Source organism: Herpetosiphonaceae bacterium (genome assembly GCA_036374795.1).
Taxonomy (GTDB): Bacteria; Chloroflexota; Chloroflexia; order Chloroflexales; family Kallotenuaceae; genus LB3-1.
This window is the reverse complement of the sequence record DASUTC010000279.1, coordinates 1-24,782: the sequence shown is the minus strand read 5'-3', so window position 1 is coordinate 24,782 and position 24,782 is coordinate 1. Positions and strand designations below refer to the sequence as shown.

Here is a 24,782-nt window from a genome sequence, read left to right as displayed (position 1 = left end):
GCGAATATAATGGTGGTAGTTAATACCGGCTCAGGGAGCTTTTTCGGGAATGGGATCTCCTGCATCCGCTCAAGATGGAGAATCTTTTGGGGGCCACCTACCGCCGGGCGCCCCGCCCTGACGGCGCATTAAGTCGAGGAGGATGTATGCGGCAAGAACCGATCCTGCTGCAAGCAAAGCGCTTCAACTGGCTGCCGCACCGCTTTCTGCATCGTGGCGTTGTCCGGCAAGTCCTGCGCGTCGAGCGCGCCTGGGGTGTCGGGGCGAGCTGGGGCAAGCATCCGGGGCATTATTTTCGCGTACGCTGTCAAGATGGCGCGGTCTGCGATCTATTCCACGATGTGATCCTCAATACATGGTATCTCAGGCAGACCGGGTCGGTGGTGGAGCGTCTACGTCGTAGCAGAGCTTTAGAGAAGGGAACGTTGAGATGGACTTTTACTTAGCGTGGTTTGACGACGACCGGAAGAAAGAGACGGGTCTTAAAATTCAGGAGGCCGTCGCCGCCTACGAGCGACGCTTCCGCAGGCATCCGAATATTGTGCTGATCAACGAGCAGGATCGTACCGAGGGCGTTGCGGATGTGCAGCTTCGTCCCATCTCCTACATCCGCCCATCTACGTTTTACGTAGGATTTGAAGAAGCCGCGTAGCAGCCGTCATAGCTACCGGCCGTGCCTCAAGGAGAGCTTTCGGGCTCTCCTTTTTTGCTGCCCGCTCCTCATCAGAGCAGGGAATGTTTGGAGAAAACCCCAGCCTGACGGCGCGCTACTCCTGCGCCGGAAAGACCACCGGCTCGCGCGGCAGCACCTCAATGCGAACCGCGCTATCGAGCGGCACCAGATGAACCGAGGGCTGGATCACGTCGATAATGCGCGACGATGGCAGCCGCACCGCGTAGCGCACGGTCGCGCCGCCGAACTCACGCCCGACCACCAGGCCGCTGCCATCGCGATCGGGGTAGATATGCAGATCATCAGGACGCAGCAACACATCGGCGGCGGCTCCCTGCGGCATAGCTCTGTGGAGCCGAAACGTGCCAAGCTCGGTTGTGACATGATCGTCGTCGACGCTGCCGCTCAAGAATTGGGCGCGGCCCACAAAACCGGCGACAAAGCGGCTGGCCGGGCGGCGATAGAGCGTTTCGGGATCGGCAAGCTGGTGCAGCCGCCCCCGGTGCATCACGGCGATGCGATCGGCGAGGGCAAAGGCTTCGCTCTGATCGTGAGTCACGAGCACCGTAGTGATCCCTGCGCGGCGCACAATCGCGCGGACCTCGTAGCGCAGCGCTACTCGTAGCTCCAGATCGAGATTCGAGAACGGCTCGTCCAGCAGCAGCAGCCGTGGCTGAGGAGCCATCGCGCGGGCCAGCGCGACGCGCTGCTGCTGCCCTCCCGACAGCTCATGGGGATACCGCGCCGCGTACTCGCTGAGATCGACCGTTGCCAGCGCCGACGCGACCCGCTGCTCGCGCTCGCGTCGGCTGAGCCGCAGCACGCCGAACGCGACGTTTTGCGCGACGGTCAGATGCGGAAAGAGCGCGTAATCTTGGAACACGATCCCGACACCTCGGCGCTCCGGCGGCACCCAGGCCCGCTCACCAGCGACCAGCTCATCGCCGATGCGGATCGTTCCGCGCTCAGGCCGCTCGAAGCCCGCGATCATCCGCAGCGTCGTCGTCTTGCCGCAGCCGGAAGGTCCGAGCAGCACAAGCAATTCGCCGTCGCCAACCTTCAGCGAAAGGTTATCGACGGCGGGATGCGCCTGTGTATCGTAGTGTTTGCTGATCTGATCGAGCTGAATAATCGCCATAGTCACCCGGATACCGCTGGCTGCGATAGCGAAGATGCCCGCGCTACGCCGCCGGATCGCGCTAATTCAGCGCTTCGTTCGCCTGCTGGGCCGCGACGACCAGCGGCTTCGTCAGGATGCAGCCGCCGCAGGGATCGTCCATGCGCTGACCGCGCAGCAGCCGCGGCACAACGCGGCCTTCGAGAATATGCTCCTCGATAATCTCGTCGACATCTTCGGGCTCGACGCGACCGTACCAGACGCCCTCAGGATAAACGATCACATTGGGACCCAGGCTACAGCCGCCGACATGCCCGATCTCCGTCACTATCACCTGCCTGCCAAGCTTGCGCGCCTTGATCGCTTTTTCAAACGCCTTGAGCACGTCGGGGCCGCCCTTTTTACACGCCTTGCTCTTCGAGTCGGTGCAGACCAGAATATGCTGCACATACGTGCGCACGGTGTTTTTGAGCTTCTTATCGCTGCCCTCAAGCTTCTTCGGCTTGGGTGCAGCCTCGGCAACAGCAGCGAGCGACGCCCTGGCCTTTTTGAGCTTCTTCTCCTTCTTGCCCATGATCCTTCCTGAGGGCGGGCCAGAAACGACTCCTGGCCCGGCCAGCTAAGCTACTTGAGTATTTTGACGAACGCCTCGATCTGCGCTCGCAGTGCTCGTCTTCGCTTTGACATATGTTTTGAAAGCCGAAGCGAGCAGTGTGTCGAGCGCCTGATCCACCTGCTGCGCAGCGGGCAGGGTCAGGACGAGCATGAGTATGGATCGTCGAAGTCGCATAGATCTTACAGGTTCCTTGAGGTCTTAGCTGGTACGTTGAGCCGATCGGCCTCCCTCACGAGCGAGCGCATCCAGAGCACAACGCCGATCGCCAGGGCCACCAGCGCCATCTGTGGCAGGGTCGTCTCCCAGGTGGGATACAGACCGAGCACCTCCGAGCTCGGCAGCCAGGATGCGGTCGTCTCCGGCACCACCCGCGCGATCTGCAAGGCGCGAATGCCTGAGCCGATGAACTTAAAGCCCAGGTACCAGATCAGCACGCTGGTGATCTGGAAGAACAGCTTGAGCGGCAGATGCTTGCCCAGGCCGATCATCACGACGCCGATGACGATCAGGATCGCCGTGCCGAGGCCGAGGCCGAGCAGCAGATCCCGCAGCGCAATCGCCGGAGCAATGCCGATATAAAACAGCGCGGTTTCGGCTCCTTCGCGGAAGACCGAGAGAAAGGCCAGCGACGCCAGCGAGAAAAGGCTGCCGGTCGCGAGCGCGGCGCTGGTCTTGTCCTTGATGTAGCGCTGCCAGCCGCCGAGATGCGTCTTGGAGTGGAGCCAGTACGAGACGTAGAAAAGCAGCGCCGCCGCCACCAGCCCGGTGATGCCCTCGATCAGCTCGCGATTCGCGCCGGTGATCAACGAGCTGAAAAGCTGCTGGATCGCGATGGCTGCGAGGAGGCTGGCGATCACGCCTGCGGCGCCGCCGATCCAGATCCAGCGGCGTTTGTCGGCGTTGCCCGATTTTTGCAGGAATGCCAGCAGCGCCGCGATGATCAGCAGGGCCTCAAGCCCTTCGCGCAGCAAAATGCTGGTCGCGTCGAACATGCCATAGGTCAGCGTCGCCTGGGCGAAGGGCTGGAGCGCGGTTTTTAGCTCGGTCAGCGTCGCCACGGCCTGCTGCGCCGCGCCTGCCTTGAGTTCCGCCGAAGCCTGCGCTTGTAGCTCCTCGGCCCGGCGGTAGACCGCGCCATCGTTCGCCGCGACCACGCCCTCGACATCGGGCCAGAGCGCGCGGAACTCTTCGACTTCGGCGCTCGCATACGCCAGATCGCCCCGCGCAAGGGCCTCAAGCGCTTCGTCGAGCTTCGGCAGCACGCCGCCAAGTGTGAGCGTCGACGGAGCCGCATCCTGGCCGCCGGAGGTGATCGCCGTGCCCGCCGTATCGATGAAGGCATCATTGGCGGCGACTAAGGCTTCGAGCGCGGCCTGCGCCTTGAGGGGATCGACCGGCTGCTGGTTGAGCGCGAATCTGACATCACTCATGGCGTCTTCGATGTCGCGGTAGCTCTGCCGGGAAAGATCGCGGATGCCGTCCTCGATCTCGAACCACTCGTCATCGAAACGGGCGTACTCGGCGCGCGCCTGCTCGGCATCGCCCGACCGAAGAGCGGCAATCGCGTTCTCGACATGGTTGTTGACGACGTAGAGATCCTGATGCGGATTGCCGGTGCCCTCGTGCGCGGCGGCTACGCGCGGCATGAGCAGCACGGCGCAGATCACCAATATGGCGCGCAGCATGCAGGGCATGCGTAGACGTGCCCCTGATGAGAAAATGCTTACACTTGTTTGAGAATGATAATGATTACCAATACCAATAAAGAGAATCATTTTGATGCTTTAGAATGCTCTATAACTGCTAATTTAAGTCCGTAGAGAGTATAGGGATTAATCCAATCATTGTCAAGAGTTGAATTTCACAAAGCCGGATCGGAGGCACGGCTATCGCGGCTGACGCTGGTATTGGGGCAGCGAAGTGGGACTATTTGGGGTTAAGCAATAACTGGGCAAGCCAGCGTATGGCCCATGCAGCCGAATAGGGCCACGACTAGCGCGCGTCGTTCCAGGTATGGCGCAGAATCAGCACCATCGACAGCGCGGACATCACGATGATCAGCAGGGCCGGAGCGGCGGCGCGGGCAAAAAAGCCTTCGGCGGTCGCCGTCCAGGTGGCGGTCGCCAGCGTTTTGAAGCCGATCGGGCCGAGCAGCAGCGTGACCGGCAGCTCTTTCATGGTCGTCAGAAAGACCAGCGCCGCGCCGCTGAGCAATCCCGAACGGATCAGCGGCAGCGTCACCCGCAGCGTCACATGCAGCGGCGAGTGGCCCAGGCTGCGCGCGGCTTCTTCGACATTCGGGCTGACGCCGAGCAGCGTCGAGCGGATCGTGCCGAGCGCCTGGGGCAGGAAGCGCATCACATACGCGACGATCATCAGCGTGAGCGTCTGGTACAGCAGCGGCGTGTACTGTGAGGCGAAGCGGACGAGCGCCAGCGCGATCACGATGCCTGGCAGCGAGTAGCCGGCGTAGGCAATGCCCTCGAACGCGCTGCTCAACCGGCTGCGGAAGCGCACAGTCAGGATCGCTACCGGCAGCGCGGCAAATACCGCCAGCACCGCTGCCAGCGCCGAGCTATACATCGAGTTCCAGGCGGCGGACCAGACCAGGCGCAGCGGCTCGCCCGCTTGCAGGCCACGCACCAGCCAGAAGATGACCACGCCGACCGGCATAATCAGCGCGAGGCCGACGACCAAGCTACAGAGCGCGACGGCAGGCCAGCGCCAGACGCCGAGCGCTACCCGGCGTCGCGCTCGCACCGCGCCCGCCGTGCTGCGATGATAGCGCACTCGTCCGCGCGTCCAGATCTCGCCGCCAAGCAGCGCCGAGGTCAGCACCACCAGCAGCAGCGCGAGCGCGGCGGCATAGTCGCGGTCGAAGGCGCTGCGGTACTGGACGTAGATCGCGCGGCTGAATGAGTTGAATTGCAGCAGCGAGACAGCGCCAAAGTCGCTGAGCGTGTAGAGCGCCACGAGGAGGCCGCCTGCTGCAATCGCCGGTCGAAGCTGCGGTAGCGTGATTCGCCAGAAGGTGTACCACGGGCCGTAGCCCAAGCTGCGCGCCGCCTCTTCCAGCGCCGGATCGATGCTGCGCAGCCTGCTTTGCACGCTCAGCACCACGTAGGGATAGGTGAAGAGCGTCAGCGCCAGCCACGCGCCCCAAAAGCCGTACAGCTCCGGCAGCCGCTCCACGCCGAAGATATGGCCGAGCAGATCTTGCAGCGCGCCGCGCGGCCCCAGCGCGCTCACGATCGCATAGCCGCCGATGTAGGTTGGAATCACCAGCGGCAGCGCGATCAGCACGGCAAACACGCGCCGACCCGGCAGATCGGTCGCGACGGTCAGCCAGGCCAGCGGCACGCCCAGCGCGATACCTGCGCCCGTGACACTCAGCGCCAGCCAGGCAGAGCTGGCAAAGACCGAGAGCGTGCGCGGGCGAAGCACCTGCTGGAGCACGTCGCTGTCGGCGGTCAGCGTGCGCAGCAGCAGATACACGATCGGCAGCAGCATCGCCGCAACGACCACGCTGGCCGCGATCAGGAGCGTTTTAGGTGGCCGAAGGGAGTGTCGCGGCTTGCCGCGCACTCCCTGGGTATGATCCGAACGATGTCGAAGAATTGTCGTTTGTGACAGGCTCATTGCTTAAAGGATACCGACATCTTGCAGTAACTTCAATGTGCCCTGCAAATCTTCGAGCTTGCTCAGGTCAAGCTGCGGCGTCTGGATCGTGCTGAGCGGCGGCAGCGATGCGCTTGGCTCGACGCCCTCGATCAGCGGATACTCGTAGGTTTGCGCCGAGAAGTACTGCTGCGCCTCTGCGCTGAGCAGGAAGCTGATAAACTTCTCGCCCGCCGCCGCGTTCTTGGAGCGCTTGAGCACGCCCGCGCCCGCAACATTGACCAGCGCGCCCGGATCGCCGTTCTTCAAGAAGTAGTTGCGCGCGGCAAAGCCCTCGCCCTGCTCCTTGATCTGGCGGAACAGGTAGTAGTGGTTGACGAAGCCCGCGTCGATCTCGCCAGCACCCACCGCTTTAACCACCGCCGTGTTATTGTCGTAGACCTTCGGCTCATTCGCTTTGATGCCTTCGAGCCACTCGCGCGCTTTGTCCTCGCCTTGCAGCGTGCGCAGCGCCGTGACAAACGCCTGGAACGAGCCATTGGTCGGTGCCCAGCCCAGTCGGCCCTTCCACTTGGGATCGGTAAAGCCGAAGATCGTTTCAGGCAGATCGGTTTCGGTCAGCGTCTTGGTGTTGAAGACGACCACACGCGCGCGGCCAGAAACGCCGACCCATTCGCCCTCAGGCGAGCGGAAGCGCTCGTTGACCTGATTGAGCAGCTCGTCGGGCAGCGTCGCCAGCCGATCTTCTTTCGCCAGCGCGCCGAGCGCACCGGCATCTTGGGCAAAGAAGACATCTGCGGGGCTGTTCTCGCCCTCTTCGAGGATCGTCGCGGCTAGCTCGGCGGTGTCGCCGTACTTCACGTTGACCTTCGCGCCACTCTGCGCCTCGTACTGCTTGATCAGCGCGCCGATCAGCTCTTCGTTGCGCCCGGAGTAGATCGTCAGCTCGCCGCCCGATGCGGCGCTGGCTGCCTCAGGCGATGCTGCGGCGCTGGCCTCAACCGACGCGGCAGGCGAGGATTCTGTGGTGGGTGATGCCGCTGTCGATGCGGCGGGCGCGCTGCTTGCCTGATTGCCGGATGTGCCGCCCGTCTCTCCTGCGGGAGAGCCACAGGCGGCAAGGATAACGATAGTCAGTAATACCGGCATGAAGCGGCGGATGGTGTGAGCGAACATATCTATTTGGTCCTCCTGTTACAATACGGAACAGTCTGGCTGTTCTTATCTGCGCAGCATAGGATATAGCAGGTGTAAACTATTGTCAAGTTATGTTTGTGATATTCATTATCACAAAGCTATAAAGTAAACGAGAATGATTATCAATGCTTTACAATGGGACGAAGATGAGCCGCCGACCGAAGCGGCAATCCGGCGGAGATTGCAGGCCGAGGGCCTCCAGCCCTACCGCTGGTCGAACGGGCCGGGCGACGTCTACGGCGCGCATACACACAGGTACCACAAAGTGATCTACGTCGTCTCCGGCTCGATCACCTTCGGGCTGCCGTCCAGCAAACAGCGGGTAGCGCTGCATCCCGGCGATCGGCTGGAGCTACCGCCCGGCGTGCTGCATGATGCGCTGGTCGGGCCTGAGGGCGTTGTCTGCCTGGAAGCGCATCGCGGCTAGGAGCCGTCAGGCCGAGGGTGTGGGCCGCAACCCGAAACTCGAAACTTGGAACTCGATACTTGGAACTCGAAACGCTGTATGTACGTGATTGGAACTTCAGGACACGTCGATCATGGCAAATCGACGCTAGTGTACGCGCTGACCGGGATCAACCCCGATCGGCTGGAAGAAGAGCGTCGTCGCGAGATGACGATCGACCTGGGCTTTGCACATCTGCGGCTGCCGAGCGGCAAGCAGGTCAGCATCGTGGATGTGCCCGGCCACGAGCGCTTCATCAAGAATATGCTCGCGGGCGTCGGCGGGATCGATGCGGTGCTGCTGATTGTGGCCGCCGATGAAGGCGTGATGCCGCAGACCGCCGAGCATCTCAACATCCTCGATCTGCTGGGCGTGGAGCATGGCCTGGTGGTGCTGACCAAGGCAGATCTGGTCGATGCCGACTGGCTCGATCTGGTCTGCGAGGACGTGCGCGCCCGGCTGGCGGGCACGGTCCTGGCGAACGCCGAGATGATCGCGGTTTCGGCGCGGACTGGCGCGGGCCTTGACGATCTCAAGCGGGCGATCGATCGGGTGCTGGAGCAGACGCCCTCACGCACGGTCGCCCGTGGCACGCCGCGCCTGCCGATCGACCGCGTGTTTACAATCGGCGGATTTGGCACGGTCGTCACCGGCACGCTCGCCGACGGCCCGCTGGCGGTCGGGCAGGAGATCGAGATTCAGCCGCAGGGTCGGCGCGGGCGGGTGCGCGGGCTGCAAACGCATGGCGCGAAGGAAGAGACGGCGCTGCCGGGCACGCGCGTTGCGGTTAACCTGACAAGCATCGGCGTGGACGAGGTGCAGCGCGGCGCGGTGCTGACGCTGCCCGGTCATATCCAGCCAACTACGCTGATCGATCTGAAGCTGCGGCTGGTGGCGGCAGCGCCCGGCCCGATCGAGCAAAACGACCCGCTCGATCTTTTTGTCGGTGCGGCGGAGGTGCCCTGCCGGGTGACGCTGCTGGACGCCGAGCGGATTCCGCCCGGCGGCGAGGGCTGGGTCCAGGTGCGGCTGGAGCATCCGATCGCCGTCGCAGGCGGTGATCGCTGCATTCTGCGCATTCCGTCGCCGTCGCTGACGGTCGGCGGTGGCCGGATCGTCGATGCGCATCCGCCGCGTCATCGGCGCTTTCGATCTGAGGTGATCGCCGGTCTGGAGACGCGCAGCCGGGGCACGCCCGCCGAGATTCTGTTGCAAACGCTTGGCACAGCGCCGATCGAGTGGGCCGCGCTGGTGCGGCAGAGCGGCCTGGACGAGACGACCGCGCGCGCGGCGCTGGCCGAGCTACGAACCAGCGACCAGGCGTTGCTGCTGTCGTCGGAGCAACAGCCGCACGCGACAAGCTGGCTGATCGCACGTGCGGGCTGGACCAAGCTGCTTGAAACAATCACCGCGACGCTGTCGTCCTACCACCGCAAATGGGCGCTACGGCTGGGCATGCCGCGTGAGGAGTTGAAATCGAAGCTTGGCCTTTCGTCGGCGCGAGTCTTCGACGAGGTGATCCGGCGCGCTGAGCAGGCCGGGACGATCGCCATGACCGAGACGCTGGTGCGGCTCCACGACTGGACGCCGCGCCTGAGCCAGGCGCAGCAGCGGCACGTCGATGCGCTGCTGCGCGATTTTCGGGCTGAGCCGTTCGCGCCGCCCGCCAAAGCCGATTGGGAGTCGCTCGGCGCTGAGCTGATCGGCTACCTGATCGAGAGCGGACATCTGGTGCGCGTCAGCCCTGAGGTGCTGTTCGACGCCGCAGCTTTCCATAAGCTGGTAGAATGGACCATGTACACGTTAGACACGGTCGGCGAAGTTACGGTTGCCAGCCTGCGCGATCATTTCGGCACCAGCCGCAAGTACGCGCTGGCATTTTTGGAGTATTTGGACGAGCGTAAGCTGACGCGGCGCGTCGGCGATGTACGGGTAAAGTATTGAATCGAGCGGCTGATGCAGCGGCCAGCATTGAGCACAATCGTCGCACACTCGGTTGCCCCGTCGCTTGGTCTGTAAAGGAGCTAGAAGATGTCACCACGACCCGCGAATGACGCGAAACGATTGGGCATGATCCTGCTGGCCGGCGCTGTCGCCGGGCTGGGCGCAAGCTACGTCGCCAGCCGCAAGCGACCGGAGCAATGGTCCGACGCGCGCTTGATCGACTGGAGCGTCGTCCGCCGGATGTCGGTCCAGGTTTCGCAGACAGAGCAGGCGCCGGTTCGCCAGCGAGCCGTGGCGCGCGAGCAGTATACCGACATGGTGCGGCGCTCGGAGCCGCTGATCGAGGAGTATCTTCAGGTACGCCTGCCGGAGCCGATCCAGCGGATCGTCGTGATGGACCGGCGCGAGTGGCTTGAGGCCAACATCTCGAACTTCACCGAGCTGTTCCGCTTCATCGAGGATCTGTACCAGCGCAACATCAATCAGCAGACGATCGGCTCGATGATGGCGGCGGGCATTAACCGGCGCGTGATGAGCGTGCAGGTCGGTGTGCTGCTGGGCGTGGTCGCGCGCAAGGTGCTCGGCCAGTACGATCTTTCGCTGCTCGCGCCTGAGCCGACCGGCGGCGCGCTCTACTTCGTCGAGCCGAACATCGACCGGGTGCAAAAGACGCTCGGCCTGGACGCGCACGATTTCCGGCTGTGGATCGCGCTGCACGAGACGACGCACGCCTACGAGTTCGAGGCGTATCCGTGGGTGCGCGAGCACTTCAACTCGCTGCTGCGCCGCTACTTCGATACCGTCAACGATCAGTTGCAGAGCTTCCGGGGCGGCCTCGGCCCGATCCTCACGCGGATCATGGAGAGCTGGGGCAAGGGCCAGCACTGGATGGAGACGCTCCAGACGCCGACGCAACGCGCGCTCTTCAACGAGCTACAGGCGCTCATGTCGCTGGTGGAGGGCTACTCCAACCACATCATGAACGCGATCGGCAAGCAGGTGCTGCCCAACTTCGAGGAGATCGAGCGGCGGATCGAGGAGCGCAAAGGCTCGCGCAATCTGGCCGAGCAGCTCTTCAACCGCATCACCGGCATGGACCTGAAGATGCAGCAGTATCAGCAGGGCCAGAAGTTCGTGGATACGATCGTCGAGCGGCGCGGCATCGGCTTTGCCACCAAGGTCTGGGAGCGCGTCGAGAACCTGCCGACGATCGATGAGATTCGCAATCCCGACCGCTGGATCGCGCGGATTGAGGGGTAACGCCGTCGGGCCGGGGGTGTGGGGGTTGTCCCCCCTTCCCTCTTCCTCTTCCTGGTCCGTCGCAAAAGAACAAAGGAACAAGGGGACAAAGGCTGAACTTCTTTGTTCCCTTGTGCGCTTGTTCGCTTGTTTCTATCCCCATGACCCCAACTTTGAACTCGATTGATTCTTGGGAGACGCTATGACGCTCGACATGCTGGCGCTCGGCGGTCAGATCCGCACCATGAGCGGCGCGCTCCGCGACGAGCTGCGCGCGCTGCCCGCGCGGATCGCCCAGGCCCGTGAGCTGCTGGACGCGGAGGCGGCGGAGTGGGAGTACTGGCGCGATGTGATCGAGGAGCAATCGGGAACGGCTGCGTGGCTCACGGCTCAGCCGCTTGAGCGCTACGACGTGATTCACGATCTGCCGGAGTGTCCGCCCGGCTACGTCGTGGCCGCCTCGGACGGCTCGCAGCTCGACATCGATCATCACGGCGTCGCGGCCTGCTATGTGATCAACATCGGCACCGCCGTGCTGCAATACGGCTCCGATGCCTGCTTTCGCAGCGCCAGCCTGCCGACGCTCGGCTACCGTGACGAAGATCTGGTGATTCACGATCCGCACACAGGCCGCGACTATCCCAAGGAGGGCGCGGTGCTGGCGGCGCAGCGCGACGTCGACGAGGGCATGCGGCTGGCGGCGCTGGCGATGGAGCTGCCCGACGATCGGCCCCGGCTGGCGCTGCAAGACGGCACGCTGATCCGCTGGACGCTGGCAGGCTTCGATCCCTTTCTGCGCAACCATTTCATGAGCGTGTACCTGAGCTACCTCGACACTATGCACGCGCTCGCGTGTCCGGTCGGCAGCTACCTGAGCCGCCCGCGCTCCCGTGAGGTCGTCGGGCTGGTCAAGCTGCTCCGGGTGCGCGGCGACTTCAACCGCTGGCGCTTCGAGTACCCTGAGCGTCACGCCGATCCTTATCGCGGCATCGTCGATTACATGCTCTTCGAGCAGCTTGCCGATGGACAGCGCTCGGCTCGCTGGGGCTCGATGTCGCGGATCAACGTCGAGTTCTACGGGCCGCATCGCATCCAGTTCTTCTACCTGCGAGTAGGCCGCGAGCTGGCGCGCGTCGAGTTTCCCGCGTGGGTGGCCGACGAAGGCTATCTCGATCTGCTTCACGCGGTAGTCTACGAGCAGTGTCGTCGTGGCCTGGGCTATCCCAACATCCTGGCGCGAGCGCACGAGCAGGCCGTGATCCACCGCGACGAGCGGCGGCAGATCCAATCGCTGATCGAGCGGCTGCTGGTACAGTCGCAGGTACCCACCGAGCGCTCGGCGAAAGCGGCATCGAAGCTGCGACCGGGCGCCTGAGCGCAACGTGCGGCGGGGGTTTATAGCCCGCTGGTCCTGTGTTCGTTATGGTTAAGTGGTGGCGGGCGGTGGTGCTGCCAGGTCTTGCGTCTCAGGTCGCATCTGGTACAATCCTAACGACCTACTTCGTAACCGCTTCCACGTCGCAGCGGTTCGATTATTGGATTGACTGCGTCGGTGCGCCCCCCCAATCCCTGTCGATACTTGCGTCACCACCGTCTTGTCGCCTGGCGCACGTGCCGCGCGTAGTCATCCCCAAACATGAAGCCATGCGCTTCACGAGAAGGGAGAATCATGGTACGTCGTCTTCTGGGCCTGTGCCTCCTGCTGATCGTCGCAGCCAGCCTGGCCTATCAACCTACTGCTCATGCAGCGCCAGCAAAGCCCGTGCTGGCTTTTTATTACCCCTGGTACGAGCACTCCGACTGGAATCCCGCGCGTATGTCCGATCTGCCGCCTGAGCCGTACAGCGGCGGCGACGATGGCGTGATCGCGCGCCACGTGCAGCAGGCGGATGATGCCGGGATCGACGGATTTATCTGCACGTGGTACGGCCCGAACGAGCCGCGTCTCAACGAGCGCTGCGGCAAGCTGCTCAACGCCAGCGCCGGGCGCGACTTCAACGTCACGTTCATCCCCGATCAGGCGGCGGACTTTACCGGCACGCTCAAAACGCAGCAGGGCATGATCGATAGCCTGCGCTACATGCGCGACCACTACATGGGCCATCCCAACTGGCTGCGCTGGAACGGTAAGCCGGTCGTCGTCTTCTGGAACCTGCCGTCATTCGGCGGCGTGAATGCCTGGCGACAGGTGCAGCAGGCGGTCGATCCCAACCACGAGTGGTTCTGGATGGGCGAGGGCGTCGATTTCAGCTACCTCGACGTCTTCGACGGCATCTATTTCTTCGACATCACCTGGGCCGCCGATCCGGCCAGCGCGATGAACTCCTACCTGCGCCGCTTCAATGAGTATAACAGCTCGCACGGCACCAAGAAGCCGTTTGTCGCCACGGTCATGCCCGGCTACGACGACTCGCGGATTCGCGGCGGGCACGTCGTGCGCGATCGAGCGGGCGGCGACTACTACCGGCGCTCGTGGCAGGCGGCGATCGACAAGGGCGCGCAGGCCGTGGTGATCACCTCGTGGAATGAGTGGTTTGAAGGCCACCAGATCGAGCCGAGCCGGAGCTACGGCAACCTGTACCTGGATCTGACGCGCGACTATGCCAGTCGCTTCCATAGCGCGGGAGCGCCCGGACCAGCGCCAGCGCCCGGCGGCTCGCGCACCTTCCCAGAGACGGGCCAGACTGTGAGCGGTCGGCTGCTCGAATACTGGAACGGCAACGGCGGCCTGCCGGTCTTTGGCCTGCCGCTGACCGGGGAGGCCGAGCAGCAGACGCATGACGGACGCTTCCGCATGCAGTGGTTCGAGCGCAACCGCCTTGAGCTGCATCCCGAAAACGCGCGGCCCTACGACGTGCTGCTCGGACGGCTCGGCACCGATCTGCTCTTCAAGCAGGGCCGACCCTGGGAGACGCTGCCGCGCGAGCAGGCGAAGCCCGGCTGTCTGTTCTTTGCCGAGACGCAGCACACCCTGTGCGAGCCGTTCCTGAGCTACTGGCGGACGCACGGCCTGGAGCTTGGCGATCGGGGCGTCTCGCAGCGCGAAAGCCTGGCGCTCTTTGGCTATCCTGTCACCAGCGTGCAGAGCGAGCGCAACGGCGATGGCTGGACCGGCGCGACCCAATGGTTCGAGCGGGCGCGCTTCGAGTATCATCCCGAAAATCCGAATCCGTACAAGGTGCTGCTCGGACGGCTCGGTGCCGAGTTGCGCTAAACGTCGTCTTCGCGTACCATCTAGCGACAGCCCACCCCTGGCGGTGGGCTGTTTCGTTTGCGCGTCGTGCTAGGATCTGCGCCCAGAGGAGGATTTGTCATGCGCACATGCTTAGTCTTTCTGTTGATCGGTCTGCTGGCTATCACAGCGCAGCCGGTGCGCGCCGAGGAGCGTCTTTTTCCCGAAACCGGCTGGCGCGTCGAGGGGCGGCTGCTGGAATTCTGGGAGGCGAGCGGCGGCCTGCCGGTGTTTGGCCTGCCGATCGGGCCGCAGCGTGTGGAGTCTACGCCGGAGGGACAGTTCACAACGCAGATGTTTGAGCGCGAGCGGCTAGAGCTGCATCCTGAGCAGCAGCGCCCGTACGATGTACAGCTTGGCCGGCTCGGCGAGGAGGTGCTGCGCAAACAAGGCCGTGATTGGCGCGGGCCGAGCACGGGCGTGCAGTTGGATGGGCCGTGTCGCAGCTTTCCGACGACGGGGCGGGCCGTCTGTGGCGCGTTCTTGAGCTACTGGCAGAGCCACGGCCTGGAGCTTGGCGATCGTGGGGTGAGCGAGCGGGAAAGTCTGGCGCTCTTTGGCCTGCCGCTGACCGAGCCGAACTACGAGACGAACAGTTCCGGCAGCCATGTGATCACCCAATGGTTCGAGCGGACGCGCTTCGAGTATCATCCCAACAATCCCGATCCGTATAAAGTGCTGCTGGGGCGGCTGGGCGCTGAGCTGGCGGGCGAGGCAGCGGCAATGCCAAAGCTCGATGTGCGCAGCGATCCGGCGGCGGTGCTGCAAGGCCATACCGTCTCGATTCGGGTGCAGGTGCCGGGCGCTACCGCCGTGCGCGGCAGGCTCGCCGACGCGCCGGTCGCGCTCTTCAGGGCAGGCGAGCAGAGCTGGACCGGGCTCGGCGCTGTGCCGGTGCTGACCGCGCCGGGCACGCTGCCGCTGCGGATCGAGGCCGATCTGCCCGATGGCCGCACCGCTGTGCATCAGGGCACGATCCGTGTGGTCGATGCGCGCTACCGCACCGAGAACATCGACCTGCCGCAGGAGGTCCGCGATCGGCTGGAGCGCAACCGGGAGGCTATCGCCGCCGAGCGCCGTCTGGTCAACGCGATCTGGCCGCAGGTGACACCGGAGCGCCTATGGTCGGGCCGCTTCATCCTGCCAGCGCAGGGCCGCGTCTCATCCGACTTCGGCACCAGGCGCTCCTACAACGGCGGGCCGGTCGACTCGTTCCACGAGGGGCTGGACATCGCCAACGCGGTCGGTACGCCGGTTGTCGCGCCAGCGCGCGGACGGGTGATGCTGGCGGAGGCGGATCTGCTGGTACGTGGCGGCGCGGTAATCCTCGATCACGGGCAGGGCGTGCATACCGGCTTCTGGCACATGTCGGCGGTGCTGGTGCAGCCCGGCGCGATCGTCGAGCAGGGCCAGATCATCGGGCGGATCGGCGCGAAGGGCATGGTGACGGGGCCGCATCTGCATTGGGACGTGCGCATCGGCTCGATCAACGTCAAGCCGCAGGAATGGCTGGAGCGCTCGTGGCCGTAGGGACTGTCGGAGCGATCGGGCGGGGAACGATTCAAGCCGTCTGCTCGTCAATTTGGCAACCTGTAAGGAGGTGTCGATGATACGAAACATGCTTTGCGCGGCAATCCTGATCGTAGCGCTGCTCGCAACGACGGGCTGCGGCTCCGACCCTGCCAGCGCATCAGGCAACATCCAGGACGAAGGCACTCCCCCCAACAGCACACGCACCGCCGACTCCAGCGCAGCCGATGCGCCACAGGCGGCGCTCCCACCGGCTCAGAACCAGGGCGCTCAGGCAGTGCCGGGACAGCCCGCGCAAGGATCGGGCGGCATGGGCGCGACGGGAGGCGGACCCCAGGCGCAGCCAGGTGTTCCCGCAGCCGCACCGCCAGGACAGCAGGGCGCTCCAAACGCCGCACCGGCGCAGCCCGCAAGCTGGCTGACCTACAGCAGCGCGCAGTTCAATTTCTCGATCGACTACCCGGATGTGTACGTCGTCGCCGAGGGAGGCGATCTGCCGCAAAATATCCCGCATCTGATTCAGCGGGTGCGCTTCATGGATAAGGCGCTGGCCGCCAGCCCAACTGCTAACCTTCAGCCGCCGCAGTTTATGATCGATGTGTTCGAGAATACGGACGCGCTGGTGCTCGAAGACTGGATCGCGGCCAACGAGCGGCGGGGCACGCCGACCGAGGCAGATGTCGGAAATCTACGCGGCTATCTTGTCGCGCTTCAGACGATGCAAGCGCCGAACCAGTTTTATTTCGTGTCGCACGGCCAGTATGTGTACCGGCTCACGCCGTTGGGACACTTCTCGGCAGAGATGCTGCGATCGTTCAAGATCAGCTAAAACAGACCGGCACGGCCTCAAGCCGTGCCGGTTTCGTGTTTAACGTGCCGGTCTTATTGCCTGACGCGATCGGGACGTGCGCGATTTGAGCGTTGAACATGGTCGATGACACCAGGCGCGGCAAATCACGCCGCTCGAAGGTCTTTGCTACAATAGCGGCGCGTATCGACTATCGCACGAGAGAAGATCATGTATTCGACGCCGATTGGTGAAATCATCGAAGCCAACAGCACGGCATTCGTGGCGGGAACCTATCGCCTGCTGGACGCGCCGCCGTTTGGGGCGCTGGTCCGCGCCGACGGACAGGATGGCTGCGCGGCCTATGCGCTGGTCTACGACATTCATACCGCCAGCCGTGAGCTTGGCGGTCGGGCGGTGGTGCGTGGCCGTGAGGGCATGTACGATCGCGATATTTACGCCGAAAATCCCGATCTGGAAGTTGTGCTTCAGACCGAGTTTCGCGCGCTGGTCGTCGGATTCTGCGATGGGCCGACGATCCGGCAGTACTTGCCGCCGCTGCCGCCGCCGGTCCATTATAGCGTACATGTCTGCGACGCCGACGAGCTACGCCGGTTCATGACGCGCCTCGATTTTCTGCCGACGGTGCTATCCGCTCACGATGCGCCCGCCGACGAGCTATTGGCGGCGGCGCTGCGGCACGCCGCGGAGTGCCAGGAGGATCGCTACCAGTTCGTCGTCAATGCGGGCCGCCAGCTTGCCCTGCTGCTGCGCGACGACCATGCGCGGCTCATGACGATTTTGCAGCGGATTCGTTAGGTCGGCTGCCCGGAGTGGTACGGCGATGTACAATCTCGTGCTGGAACAGTGTCGCGCCGTGTGGCAGCCGCGCCGGTGGAACATGCGTGCAAATAATCGCCGCTGAGTGACGGTAGGTGTCACAGCTACGTCCTATACTGCCTGTGCGGGCCGCGGGCGCAGCACCTACATTGGTACGTCAGCCCATCATGAAGGAGGAAGCGCGATGAAGATCAAGCTCAGCAGCGTGTTTGTCGACGACCAGGCCAAGGCTCTGAAGTTTTATACGGAGGTGTTGGGCTTTGTCAAGAAGACCGACGTAGCGGCTGGCGAATTCAGATGGCTTACCGTTGTCTCGCCCGAAGGGCCGGACGATATGGAGCTGGTGCTTGAGCCGAACAATAACCCGGCTGCCCGGACATACCAGCAGGCTATTTTTGAGCAAGGCATCCCGATAACGTCCTTTTCTGTCGATAATGTGCGACAAGAGTACGACCGCCTGAAAAAGCTGGGTGTGGAGTTTCGTACGGAGCCGACAACTATGGACTGGGGCACCTTCGCGATATTCGATGATACCTGCGGCAACCTGATCCAGCTCCATCAGGTCTAGTAGCTGCCGGAATCTTACGCAGCAATACGAGCGCTTGTTTCGCCGATGGGTGTTGATAAAGCAAGGAGAGGCGTGACTGAGTCATGCCTCTCCTTGGATCTGGTGGCCGGTGCGCTTTAGCGCACGGTCATCGGCATAACGATGATCAGCAGGCTTTCGTCGCCGACTGGACGGAACACGCCGGGCGCGGCCTGGGTCTGCATCTCGAAGCCGACCTGCGGCGTATCGATCGCGTTGAGCGCCTCCTGAAGGAACTTGACATTGAGCGCGATCTGGCCGCCCTCGCCGGTGATCTGGCCCTCAAGCTCGGTCTTGTTATCGCCGACTTCCGCCGCGTTGGCTGATAGCGTCATGCGGCCCGGCCCCCACTCCGCGCCAGCCTCAAGCGTCAGCTTGGCGATGTTGGCGCTCGACGTGGCGAAGACCGACGCCTGCCTGGCCGCCTGGAGGAACGTCCCGCGATCCATGACCGCGCGCGTCGCGTACTGCTTGGGAATGATGCGCTGGTAGTCGGGGAACTTGCCGTCAATCAACCGGCTGACCAGATCGACGTTTTCGGTGTGGAACAAGATCTGGCTGCCGTTCGGCGTGATCGTGATGTCGACCGGGCTGTCGCTATCGCCGACGATTCGGCCCAGCTCGATCAGCGCGCGAGCCGGGACGATCACCTCCTGCGAGACGCGCACCGGCTCCGGCAGATCGATCGTTTTGACCGACAGACGAAAGCCGTCCGTCGCCGACATGGTGATCGTATTGCCCTGAAGCTTGAGCAACACGCCCGCCAGCACAGGCCGCGTGTCGTCGGTAGCGGCGGCGAAGGCAACCTGATCGATCGCTTTGCGCAGCACATCGGGCATGATCGACACGGTGGGCTCGTCGGCGTCTACCGTGGGAATCGACGGAAACTCGTCGGCCTCGATGCCCTTGATGTTGGCCTCCGAGCGAGCACAGCGCAGGTTCACAGTCTGCGTGCGCTCGTCCAGCGCCAGGTTAACGGCGTCGTTGGGCAGATTGCCGACGAAATCCGAGAGCAGCTTGGCCGGAATCGTGACGGCTCCCTCATCTTCTACTTTCGCGCCGATCCAGCAGGTAATGCCGACCTCAAGGTTTGTCGCTTGCAGCCGCAGCCGCCCGCCCTCGGTGGTCAGCAGAATATTCGAGAGCACCGGCAGCGTACTTTTCGAGGCCACAGCGTGGCTTACAATCGATAGGCCGCGCTTAAGATTTTCTTGTAAACAGGAGACCTTCATGCCGCTTCCCTACTCCTTAAATTCATATGGGCTCACCGGCAACGCCGCACGGTGCAAGTGTCGCATTTCTTGCACGATTATAGCATAGCGATTTAGGGTTGTCGGCATGGTGTTTGCTGGCGTGCTTATGCGACCCCCTGCCCTCTGCATGATCGGAACAAGGAGGATGTTTATGGCTTGGTTTGGACGAAGCAAAGACAGCGAGGCGGCTGAGGCGTTACTTATGGCCGGTTTTTATGCCTCGACGCTGGCGGCGTCGGAGTCCTACGATGCCGCGATGAATCGGGTTGACGAGGGCGATGTGTTCAAGCTCTTCGGCAAGCTGCGCTCGAATCATCTCGATTTTGCGGACGACTTCAAGAAGCGCGTCAAAAAGCTGGGCCGCGATCCTGAGGATCGCACGGGTGTGATGGAACAGGCCACACGGACGATCACACGGATTCAAGGCGCAGGCTCGATCCGCGATCTGCTGATCGCTATGCGCCAGGGCGAGGAGAACGGCGTTGCGATGTGTCGCGAGGCGCTGGAGGAGGCCGATCTGAGCGGCAAAAGCCGTAGCCTGATCGAGTCGTACAATCACGCGCACATCGATCATATTCGCGATCTGAGCGAGCAGATCGCGCTGCGCGGCACCTACGTCGGCACCAGCGCCGAGTTCTTCGCGCCGCAATGGCTGCGCTATCCGAAACCGGCCTTCTGGGTGTTGGAGGCGGCGCTGGTTGGCCTGGGCTTTGTCTTCGGGCGCGGCGGGCGCAATAAGCAGGGCCGCACGTCGCCGCGCGCTGATCTAGCGTATCAGGAATCGCAAGAGTCGATGGCATCGCGCGAGGTTGGGCGCTAGATCCACGATCGACCGCCGACTGACCAGGGGCGATCGAACAGGTCGCCCCTGTTGTTTCCGTCAGCAGGAGCCCGATTGTCCACACGAGGGCGGCGGCTTTGCTACAATAGAGCTATGGTAGAACTCAAACCTGGCTTTACAATTCTGGCGCTCGAAACATCGTGCGACGAGACGGCAGCGGCGATCATTCGCGACGGGCGGCTGGTCGTGTCGAATGTCGTCGCGTCGCAGATGCATCTGCACGAGCGCTACGGCGGCGTCGTGCCGGAGCTGGCATCCCGCGAGCATATCACCAGCCTCGCGCCGGTGCTCAGCGAGGCGCTCGCGCCGTTGCCGCTTGGCTGGGCCGAGATCGATGCGATTGCCTGTACCTACGGGCCGGGACTCCCCGGCGCGCTGCTGGCCGGCGTGAACGCCGCGAAGGGCCTGGCCTGGGCGCAGGCCAAGCCGCTGGTCGGGGTGAATCATCTTGAGGCGCACATCTATGCCAACTGGCTTCATCCGCAGGTGCTCGGCAACGTCGCGAGCGTGGCCGACATAGCGCCGCCGCCGCCGTTTCCGCTGGTCTGTCTGATCGTGTCGGGCGGCCATACTGCGCTGGTGCTGCTGCGCGGCCACGGCGATTACCAGCTCTTGGGCCAGACCCGCGACGATGCTGCGGGTGAGGCGTTCGATAAGGCAGCCCGGATTATGGGCCTGGGCTATCCCGGCGGCCCACAGATCCAAAAGATCGCGGCAGGTGTGGATGCGAGCGCGGTCAAAGTGCCGCGCGCCTGGCTCGGCGACAGCTATGATTTTTCGTTTAGCGGCGTAAAAACGCATGTCTTGCACGAGGTTCAGCGCGCCAAACAGGGCGGCGACGTGAATCTCGCCGAGGCCGATCCCGATTTTGTGCGGCAGCTAGCCGCCGCGTTCCAAGAGTCGATCGTGGATGTGCTGGTGACAAAAGCAGCTCAGGCCGCACAGCGCTTCGACGCGCGGATGATCTTGCTGGCGGGCGGCGTGGCAGCCAATACCTGCCTGCGCGACACCCTGATCGCGCGGTCGCCGGTGCCGGTCCAGTACCCGCCGATATGGCTGTGTACCGACAACGCCGCGATGGTCGGTGCCGCGGCCTATTTCCGCTTCGAGCAGGGAGTGCAGCGCAACTGGGCGCTAGGCGTCAAGCCAAATCTCAAGCTCATTAGTTGACGTTAGAGCGATCACCAGGCTGCGCGATCGGCATGAAGGAGCAGGGTGATACCTGCTCTTTTTAGTATGATCCGCGCTGAGATCTTTCCTGGTACCGCCTGCGTATGACCCTCGTGCTCTACCATCCTTGCTCTACTGCTAGCACCCGATAGACACATCGCGTACACTAAAGTTGTGATAAGCATCACAATATATTAAGGATATTGACAAACACTTTGCAAAAGGTGTATGCTACTTGTGCAAAGGATGTTCAAGATGTCGAGTGTGGCATATCTCTTTCTTGAAGTTTCGACGTTAGCGCTCTTTGGGCTAACGATCTGGCACGCGCGGCGGCGGGGGCGAATCGCGGTTTTTGAGCTGATCAGCGCCGCGATCTACGGCATCTTGCTGGAGTGGGGCGATATTGTGATCTTCAAGACCTACAGCTACTCGCCGGGTTTTTGGGTGGCGATCGGTCCGGTGCCGATCATCATCGGGCTGTGCTGGGGCTTGATTATCTATGGCGCGATGGCCTACAGCGATCAGCTTGGTCTGCCGGTGTGGGCCGCGCCGTTCGCCGACGCGCTGTGGGCGATCATTCTCGATCTGGCCTTCGACGCGATTGCGATCCGGCTGCAACTGTGGAGCTGGACCATTCCGCTATCGGCGGGCTACTTCGGCGTTCCGGCGGATAACTTCTTTGCCTGGCTGTTCGTGGCGCTCTCTTTCTCGGCATACGCCCGCTGGATTCGGCGGCACACACGGGTGGGCGGGCTGCGGGCAGCCTTGCAGCTTGCCGCGCCGATCGCCGCGTTTATCGGCCTGCTGCTGGGCATCTGGCTTTTCAAAGCACTGGCGGCAGTGCTCTACCCGGCGGGCATACCTGCTGGCGGCGGCCTGTCGATCTTCGCGGGTGCCCTGGCTGTCTTCGCGGCAATCGTCGGGCTGGCGATCTGGCGACAGGGCGTGCGCGTGCGTCCTGGCATCGACCTGATCCCGACGCTGACGCGCTGGGCGATGCACGGCTATTTCCTGGGCTGGGCCATGCTGCTGGCGCTGATCCCTGAGCTACGTCTGACAGGCATGGATCTGCCCGCCGTGCTGATTGGCGTCGCGGTGGCGCTGCTCGTGGTGGAGGGCCTCCTGCTGCTGCCGCTGCTGCAACAGAACAGGCGTTTCTGGCGTCAAGTTGTTGTGATCCCTAAGCAACACCCGATCGAGGTGCCGCAGGCGGATGGGCGTCGATAGATAGATCGGGCGAGTACGCAGCGAGGAAACGGGAAGCGATAGGGAGCGCTGGCATACGCCGTGCTAAGTGCCAAGCACTCACCGATCAGACTCCGGCTGTGTCGATACATCGGTATATGCTTCTCGGCTAGTTGATTACGACCAGACAGGCGTCGCTGCTGCGGCAACCGGTGAGTTGGAACAGCAGGTACGCAAGTGAACATGTCACCTGTTCGAGGCGAGGCGCATCATGGATCTTGAAGGGCACGTTGCCATCGTCACGGGAGCCAGCCGAGGTCTTGGACGGACGATTGCGCTGGCGCTGGCAGAGGAAGGCGCGGCGCTGGTGCTGGTATCGCGTAATGGCAAGGCGCTCGACGAGGTTGCTGCGCAGATCGAGGGGCTTGGCCGCGAGGCGCTTGTCGTCGCGTGCGATGTACGCGAGCCCACGCAGGTTTCGGCGCTGGTAGCGCAGACGCTCAGCGCGTGGTCGCGGATCGATGTGCTGGTCAACAGCGCGGGCGTCGCGCTGCGCCGTCCCTTCGTCGCGATCGAGCCTACAGATTGGGACGCGGTAGTCGATACGCTGCTCAAAGGCACGTTCCTGGTGACACAGGCGGTGCTGCCGACGATGATCGCGGCGAGCCGGGGCAATATCATCAATCTGGTCGCGCCGCTCGAAAAGATCACTGTGCCGGGCTTTAGCGCCTACAGCGCTGCCAAGTTCGGCGTCGTGGGGCTGACGCAAGCGCTGGGCAAAGAGCTGCGTCGTTACAGCATTAACGTCAACGGCCTGCATCCCGGCGGCTTTGCCGATACGACGATGGTCCGCGATGCGGTGCCAGAGTGGAGCCAGGATCTGCTCGATCCGGCGGTGATTACGCCCGCTGCGGTCGCTCTGGCGACACAGCCGCCGCGTGGTCTGACGGGCAACATCATCGATGCACTGGCGTGGAATACCGACGAGGGATTAGGAGGAGGATTGCAGTAACGCGAGGTAGAGGAGCGGGCGGTCGCGCGGCGCCGAGCAACGTACGCTTGGCGTGACCAATCTTTTTATCCGATTTCTACGTATAGAAAAGTACGTGCGTTGTGTTTGAGTTGGGTAGTTTTGTAAACCATTGCCCAAAGCCCCGTACGTGTGGCAGTGGATAAGGTGGGTGAAGTATGCATGCTGATATTGCTGCTGACGGCGCGGAGCTGATGGTGAATCAAGGGCCTGGCATAGGCACTAGCTGGGACGAGCCAGCGCTTGAGACAGATGCCGAGGAGGAAGAGGCTGGACGCGCGGAAGATCCGATCCAGCTCTACCTCCGAGAGATTGGTCAGGTTTCGCTGTTAACAGCAGAGCAGGAAGTCACACTCGCGCAGCGGATAGAACGTGGCAAGGCCGCGCGTCTTCAGCTCGAAGAGGGCGTGCCGGGGCTGGATCGCACAGGGCTGGACGAGCTGATCGCTGATGGAGCGCTGGCTCGCCAGGAGTTGATCCAGGCAAACCTGCGGCTCGTCGTGAGCGTCGCCAAAAAATACATTGGGCACCAGCTCTCGTTTCTGGATCTGGTGCAAGAGGGTAATCTTGGCTTGATGCGCGCCGTCGAGAAGTTCGACTGGCGCAAGGGAAACCGCTTTTCAACCTACGCCACGTGGTGGATTCGTCAGGCAGTTAGCCGCTCGCTGGCCGAGCATGGACGGCTGATCCGGCTGCCGGTCCACCTGGGCGAGATGATTGTGCAGGTTCGACGCACGATGCACCAGCTAGAGCAGGCTCTCGAACGACCGCCGACGCACGAGGAGCTGGCCGATGCGCTTGGTATCAGCGTGCGCAAGGTCAAGCGGCTGCTGACCGCGACGATTACGCCAGTCTCGCTTGAGCAGCCGGTCGGCCCCGACGGCGACACCTTTATCGGCGAGATGCTCTCCGACGAGCGCGAAGATGGGCCGATGGAGGTTGCGACGCAGAACTTGCTCTACCACGATATTCACGCGGCACTCGGCGAGCTGCCTGAGCGCGAGCGGCGGGTGCTCGCGCTGCGCTATGGCCTGGAGGACGGCAAGCGGCGGACGCTGGAAGAGGTGGGCGCGGCGTTTGGCATCACGCGGGAGCGGACGCGCCAGATCGAGGCGGAGGCGATGCGGCGGCTACGCGCGCCGGAGGTTGGACGACGGCTCCAGGGCTACCTTGAGTAGCCATAACGCACCGGGGCAGGCACACCGCCTGCCCCTTCTTTTTTTAACGACCCCTAAGCTTCCACAGCCCGCCCCGCGTTTTGCGGTAGTCGGGCGCTAACACGGCCAGCACACCACAGTATTCTTGATCGCTCATGCGCGACTGAAGCGGCGGATCGATCTCTTCTAAGGTCTGGTTCGTCGTGATCACCGTTGGAAGCTGCGCGTTATAGCGGTAGTTCAAGATCTGGTAGAGCTTCTCTTTGGCCCAGGATGTCGACGACTGTGCGCCGAAATCGTCGAGGATCAGGAACGGCGTGGC

At 63.2% G+C, this 24,782-nt stretch carries 23 protein-coding genes; 16 read left to right on the top strand and 7 right to left on the bottom strand.

What is annotated here, in order from left to right; translation table 11 throughout:
* Positions 1–146 precede the first annotated feature (146 nt).
* Positions 147–446, top strand: a complete 300-nt coding sequence (locus VFZ66_21580) for a hypothetical protein (protein HEX6291792.1) — start codon at positions 147–149, stop codon at positions 444–446.
* Positions 431–652 (top strand): hypothetical protein, encoded by a 222-nt coding sequence (locus tag VFZ66_21575; protein HEX6291791.1) that lies wholly within the window; start codon positions 431–433, stop codon positions 650–652. Before VFZ66_21580 ends, VFZ66_21575 begins: the two co-directional genes overlap by 16 nt.
* A 115-nt stretch (positions 653–767) precedes the next feature.
* Here the strand turns inward: VFZ66_21575 and VFZ66_21570 are convergent, their stop codons facing one another.
* The 5 genes from VFZ66_21570 to VFZ66_21550 all read right to left on the bottom strand — a co-directional run bounded on the left by VFZ66_21570 (position 768) and on the right by VFZ66_21550 (position 7,200).
* Positions 768–1,811, bottom strand: coding sequence for an ABC transporter ATP-binding protein (locus VFZ66_21570; protein ID HEX6291790.1), 1,044 nt, complete (start codon positions 1,809–1,811; stop codon positions 768–770).
* Between the two features lie 61 nt (positions 1,812–1,872).
* A complete protein-coding gene (locus VFZ66_21565; protein HEX6291789.1) occupies positions 1,873–2,364 on the bottom strand; it encodes a (2Fe-2S) ferredoxin domain-containing protein in 492 nt (163 codons plus the stop codon).
* A 221-nt stretch (positions 2,365–2,585) separates the two neighbouring features.
* On the bottom strand, positions 2,586–4,091 hold the full coding sequence (locus VFZ66_21560; GenBank protein HEX6291788.1) for an FTR1 family protein: 1,506 nt from the start codon (positions 4,089–4,091) through the stop codon (positions 2,586–2,588).
* Between the two features lie 307 nt (positions 4,092–4,398).
* The gene (locus VFZ66_21555) at positions 4,399–5,931 is read right to left on the bottom strand and encodes an iron ABC transporter permease (GenBank protein HEX6291787.1); all 1,533 of its coding nucleotides are present in this window, start codon (positions 5,929–5,931) and stop codon (positions 4,399–4,401) included.
* A gap of 117 nt (positions 5,932–6,048) precedes the next feature.
* A complete protein-coding gene (locus tag VFZ66_21550) occupies positions 6,049–7,200 on the bottom strand; it encodes an iron ABC transporter substrate-binding protein (GenBank protein HEX6291786.1) in 1,152 nt (383 codons plus the stop codon).
* Positions 7,201–7,336: 136 nt separating this feature from the next.
* Between VFZ66_21550 and VFZ66_21545 the strand changes: the two genes are divergently transcribed.
* From VFZ66_21545 to VFZ66_21505, 9 genes are all read left to right on the top strand, one after another.
* Entirely contained in the window at positions 7,337–7,648 is a 312-nt protein-coding gene (locus tag VFZ66_21545; protein ID HEX6291785.1) for a cupin domain-containing protein, read from the top strand.
* Positions 7,649–7,726: 78 nt separating this feature from the next.
* The gene (selB, locus tag VFZ66_21540) at positions 7,727–9,610 is read left to right on the top strand and encodes a selenocysteine-specific translation elongation factor (protein HEX6291784.1); all 1,884 of its coding nucleotides are present in this window, start codon (positions 7,727–7,729) and stop codon (positions 9,608–9,610) included.
* Positions 9,611–9,697: 87 nt separating this feature from the next.
* Complete coding sequence (locus VFZ66_21535; protein HEX6291783.1) at positions 9,698–10,870, top strand: zinc-dependent metalloprotease; 1,173 nt, start codon at positions 9,698–9,700, stop codon at positions 10,868–10,870.
* Between the two features lie 181 nt (positions 10,871–11,051).
* Positions 11,052–12,224 (top strand): DNA double-strand break repair nuclease NurA, encoded by a 1,173-nt coding sequence (locus tag VFZ66_21530; protein ID HEX6291782.1) that lies wholly within the window; start codon positions 11,052–11,054, stop codon positions 12,222–12,224.
* Positions 12,225–12,518: 294 nt separating this feature from the next.
* On the top strand, positions 12,519–14,063 hold the full coding sequence (locus tag VFZ66_21525) for an endo-1,3-alpha-glucanase family glycosylhydrolase (GenBank protein ID HEX6291781.1): 1,545 nt from the start codon (positions 12,519–12,521) through the stop codon (positions 14,061–14,063).
* 99 nt (positions 14,064–14,162) lie between these two features.
* The gene (locus VFZ66_21520; protein HEX6291780.1) at positions 14,163–15,611 is read left to right on the top strand and encodes a M23 family metallopeptidase; all 1,449 of its coding nucleotides are present in this window, start codon (positions 14,163–14,165) and stop codon (positions 15,609–15,611) included.
* Between the two features lie 76 nt (positions 15,612–15,687).
* On the top strand, positions 15,688–16,440 hold the full coding sequence (locus VFZ66_21515; GenBank protein ID HEX6291779.1) for a hypothetical protein: 753 nt from the start codon (positions 15,688–15,690) through the stop codon (positions 16,438–16,440).
* A gap of 189 nt (positions 16,441–16,629) precedes the next feature.
* Positions 16,630–17,217 (top strand): hypothetical protein, encoded by a 588-nt coding sequence (locus tag VFZ66_21510; protein HEX6291778.1) that lies wholly within the window; start codon positions 16,630–16,632, stop codon positions 17,215–17,217.
* A gap of 205 nt (positions 17,218–17,422) precedes the next feature.
* Positions 17,423–17,806, top strand: a complete 384-nt coding sequence (locus VFZ66_21505; protein HEX6291777.1) for a VOC family protein — start codon at positions 17,423–17,425, stop codon at positions 17,804–17,806.
* Positions 17,807–17,922: 116 nt separating this feature from the next.
* Here VFZ66_21505 and dnaN read toward each other — a convergent pair whose 3' ends face one another.
* Complete coding sequence (gene dnaN, locus VFZ66_21500; protein ID HEX6291776.1) at positions 17,923–19,056, bottom strand: DNA polymerase III subunit beta; 1,134 nt, start codon at positions 19,054–19,056, stop codon at positions 17,923–17,925.
* A gap of 172 nt (positions 19,057–19,228) precedes the next feature.
* Between dnaN and VFZ66_21495 the strand changes: the two genes are divergently transcribed.
* From VFZ66_21495 to VFZ66_21475, 5 genes are all read left to right on the top strand, one after another.
* Positions 19,229–19,897: a DUF2383 domain-containing protein gene (locus tag VFZ66_21495; protein HEX6291775.1), complete on the top strand. Its 669-nt coding sequence runs from the start codon at positions 19,229–19,231 to the stop codon at positions 19,895–19,897.
* 114 nt (positions 19,898–20,011) lie between these two features.
* Positions 20,012–21,088 (top strand): tRNA (adenosine(37)-N6)-threonylcarbamoyltransferase complex transferase subunit TsaD, encoded by a 1,077-nt coding sequence (gene tsaD / locus VFZ66_21490; GenBank protein ID HEX6291774.1) that lies wholly within the window; start codon positions 20,012–20,014, stop codon positions 21,086–21,088.
* A gap of 255 nt (positions 21,089–21,343) precedes the next feature.
* Positions 21,344–22,315, top strand: coding sequence for a carotenoid biosynthesis protein (locus VFZ66_21485; protein HEX6291773.1), 972 nt, complete (start codon positions 21,344–21,346; stop codon positions 22,313–22,315).
* Between the two features lie 229 nt (positions 22,316–22,544).
* Entirely contained in the window at positions 22,545–23,285 is a 741-nt protein-coding gene (locus VFZ66_21480) for an SDR family oxidoreductase (protein HEX6291772.1), read from the top strand.
* A 176-nt stretch (positions 23,286–23,461) separates the two neighbouring features.
* Positions 23,462–24,481 carry a sigma-70 family RNA polymerase sigma factor gene (locus VFZ66_21475; protein HEX6291771.1) on the top strand — a complete coding sequence of 340 codons (1,020 nt, stop codon included), beginning with the start codon at positions 23,462–23,464 and terminating at the stop codon, positions 24,479–24,481.
* Positions 24,482–24,524: 43 nt separating this feature from the next.
* On the opposite strand, the gene VFZ66_21470 is transcribed toward VFZ66_21475, so the two are convergent.
* The coding region (locus tag VFZ66_21470; GenBank protein ID HEX6291770.1) for a hypothetical protein at positions 24,525–24,782 on the bottom strand (258 nt) is incomplete at its 5' end.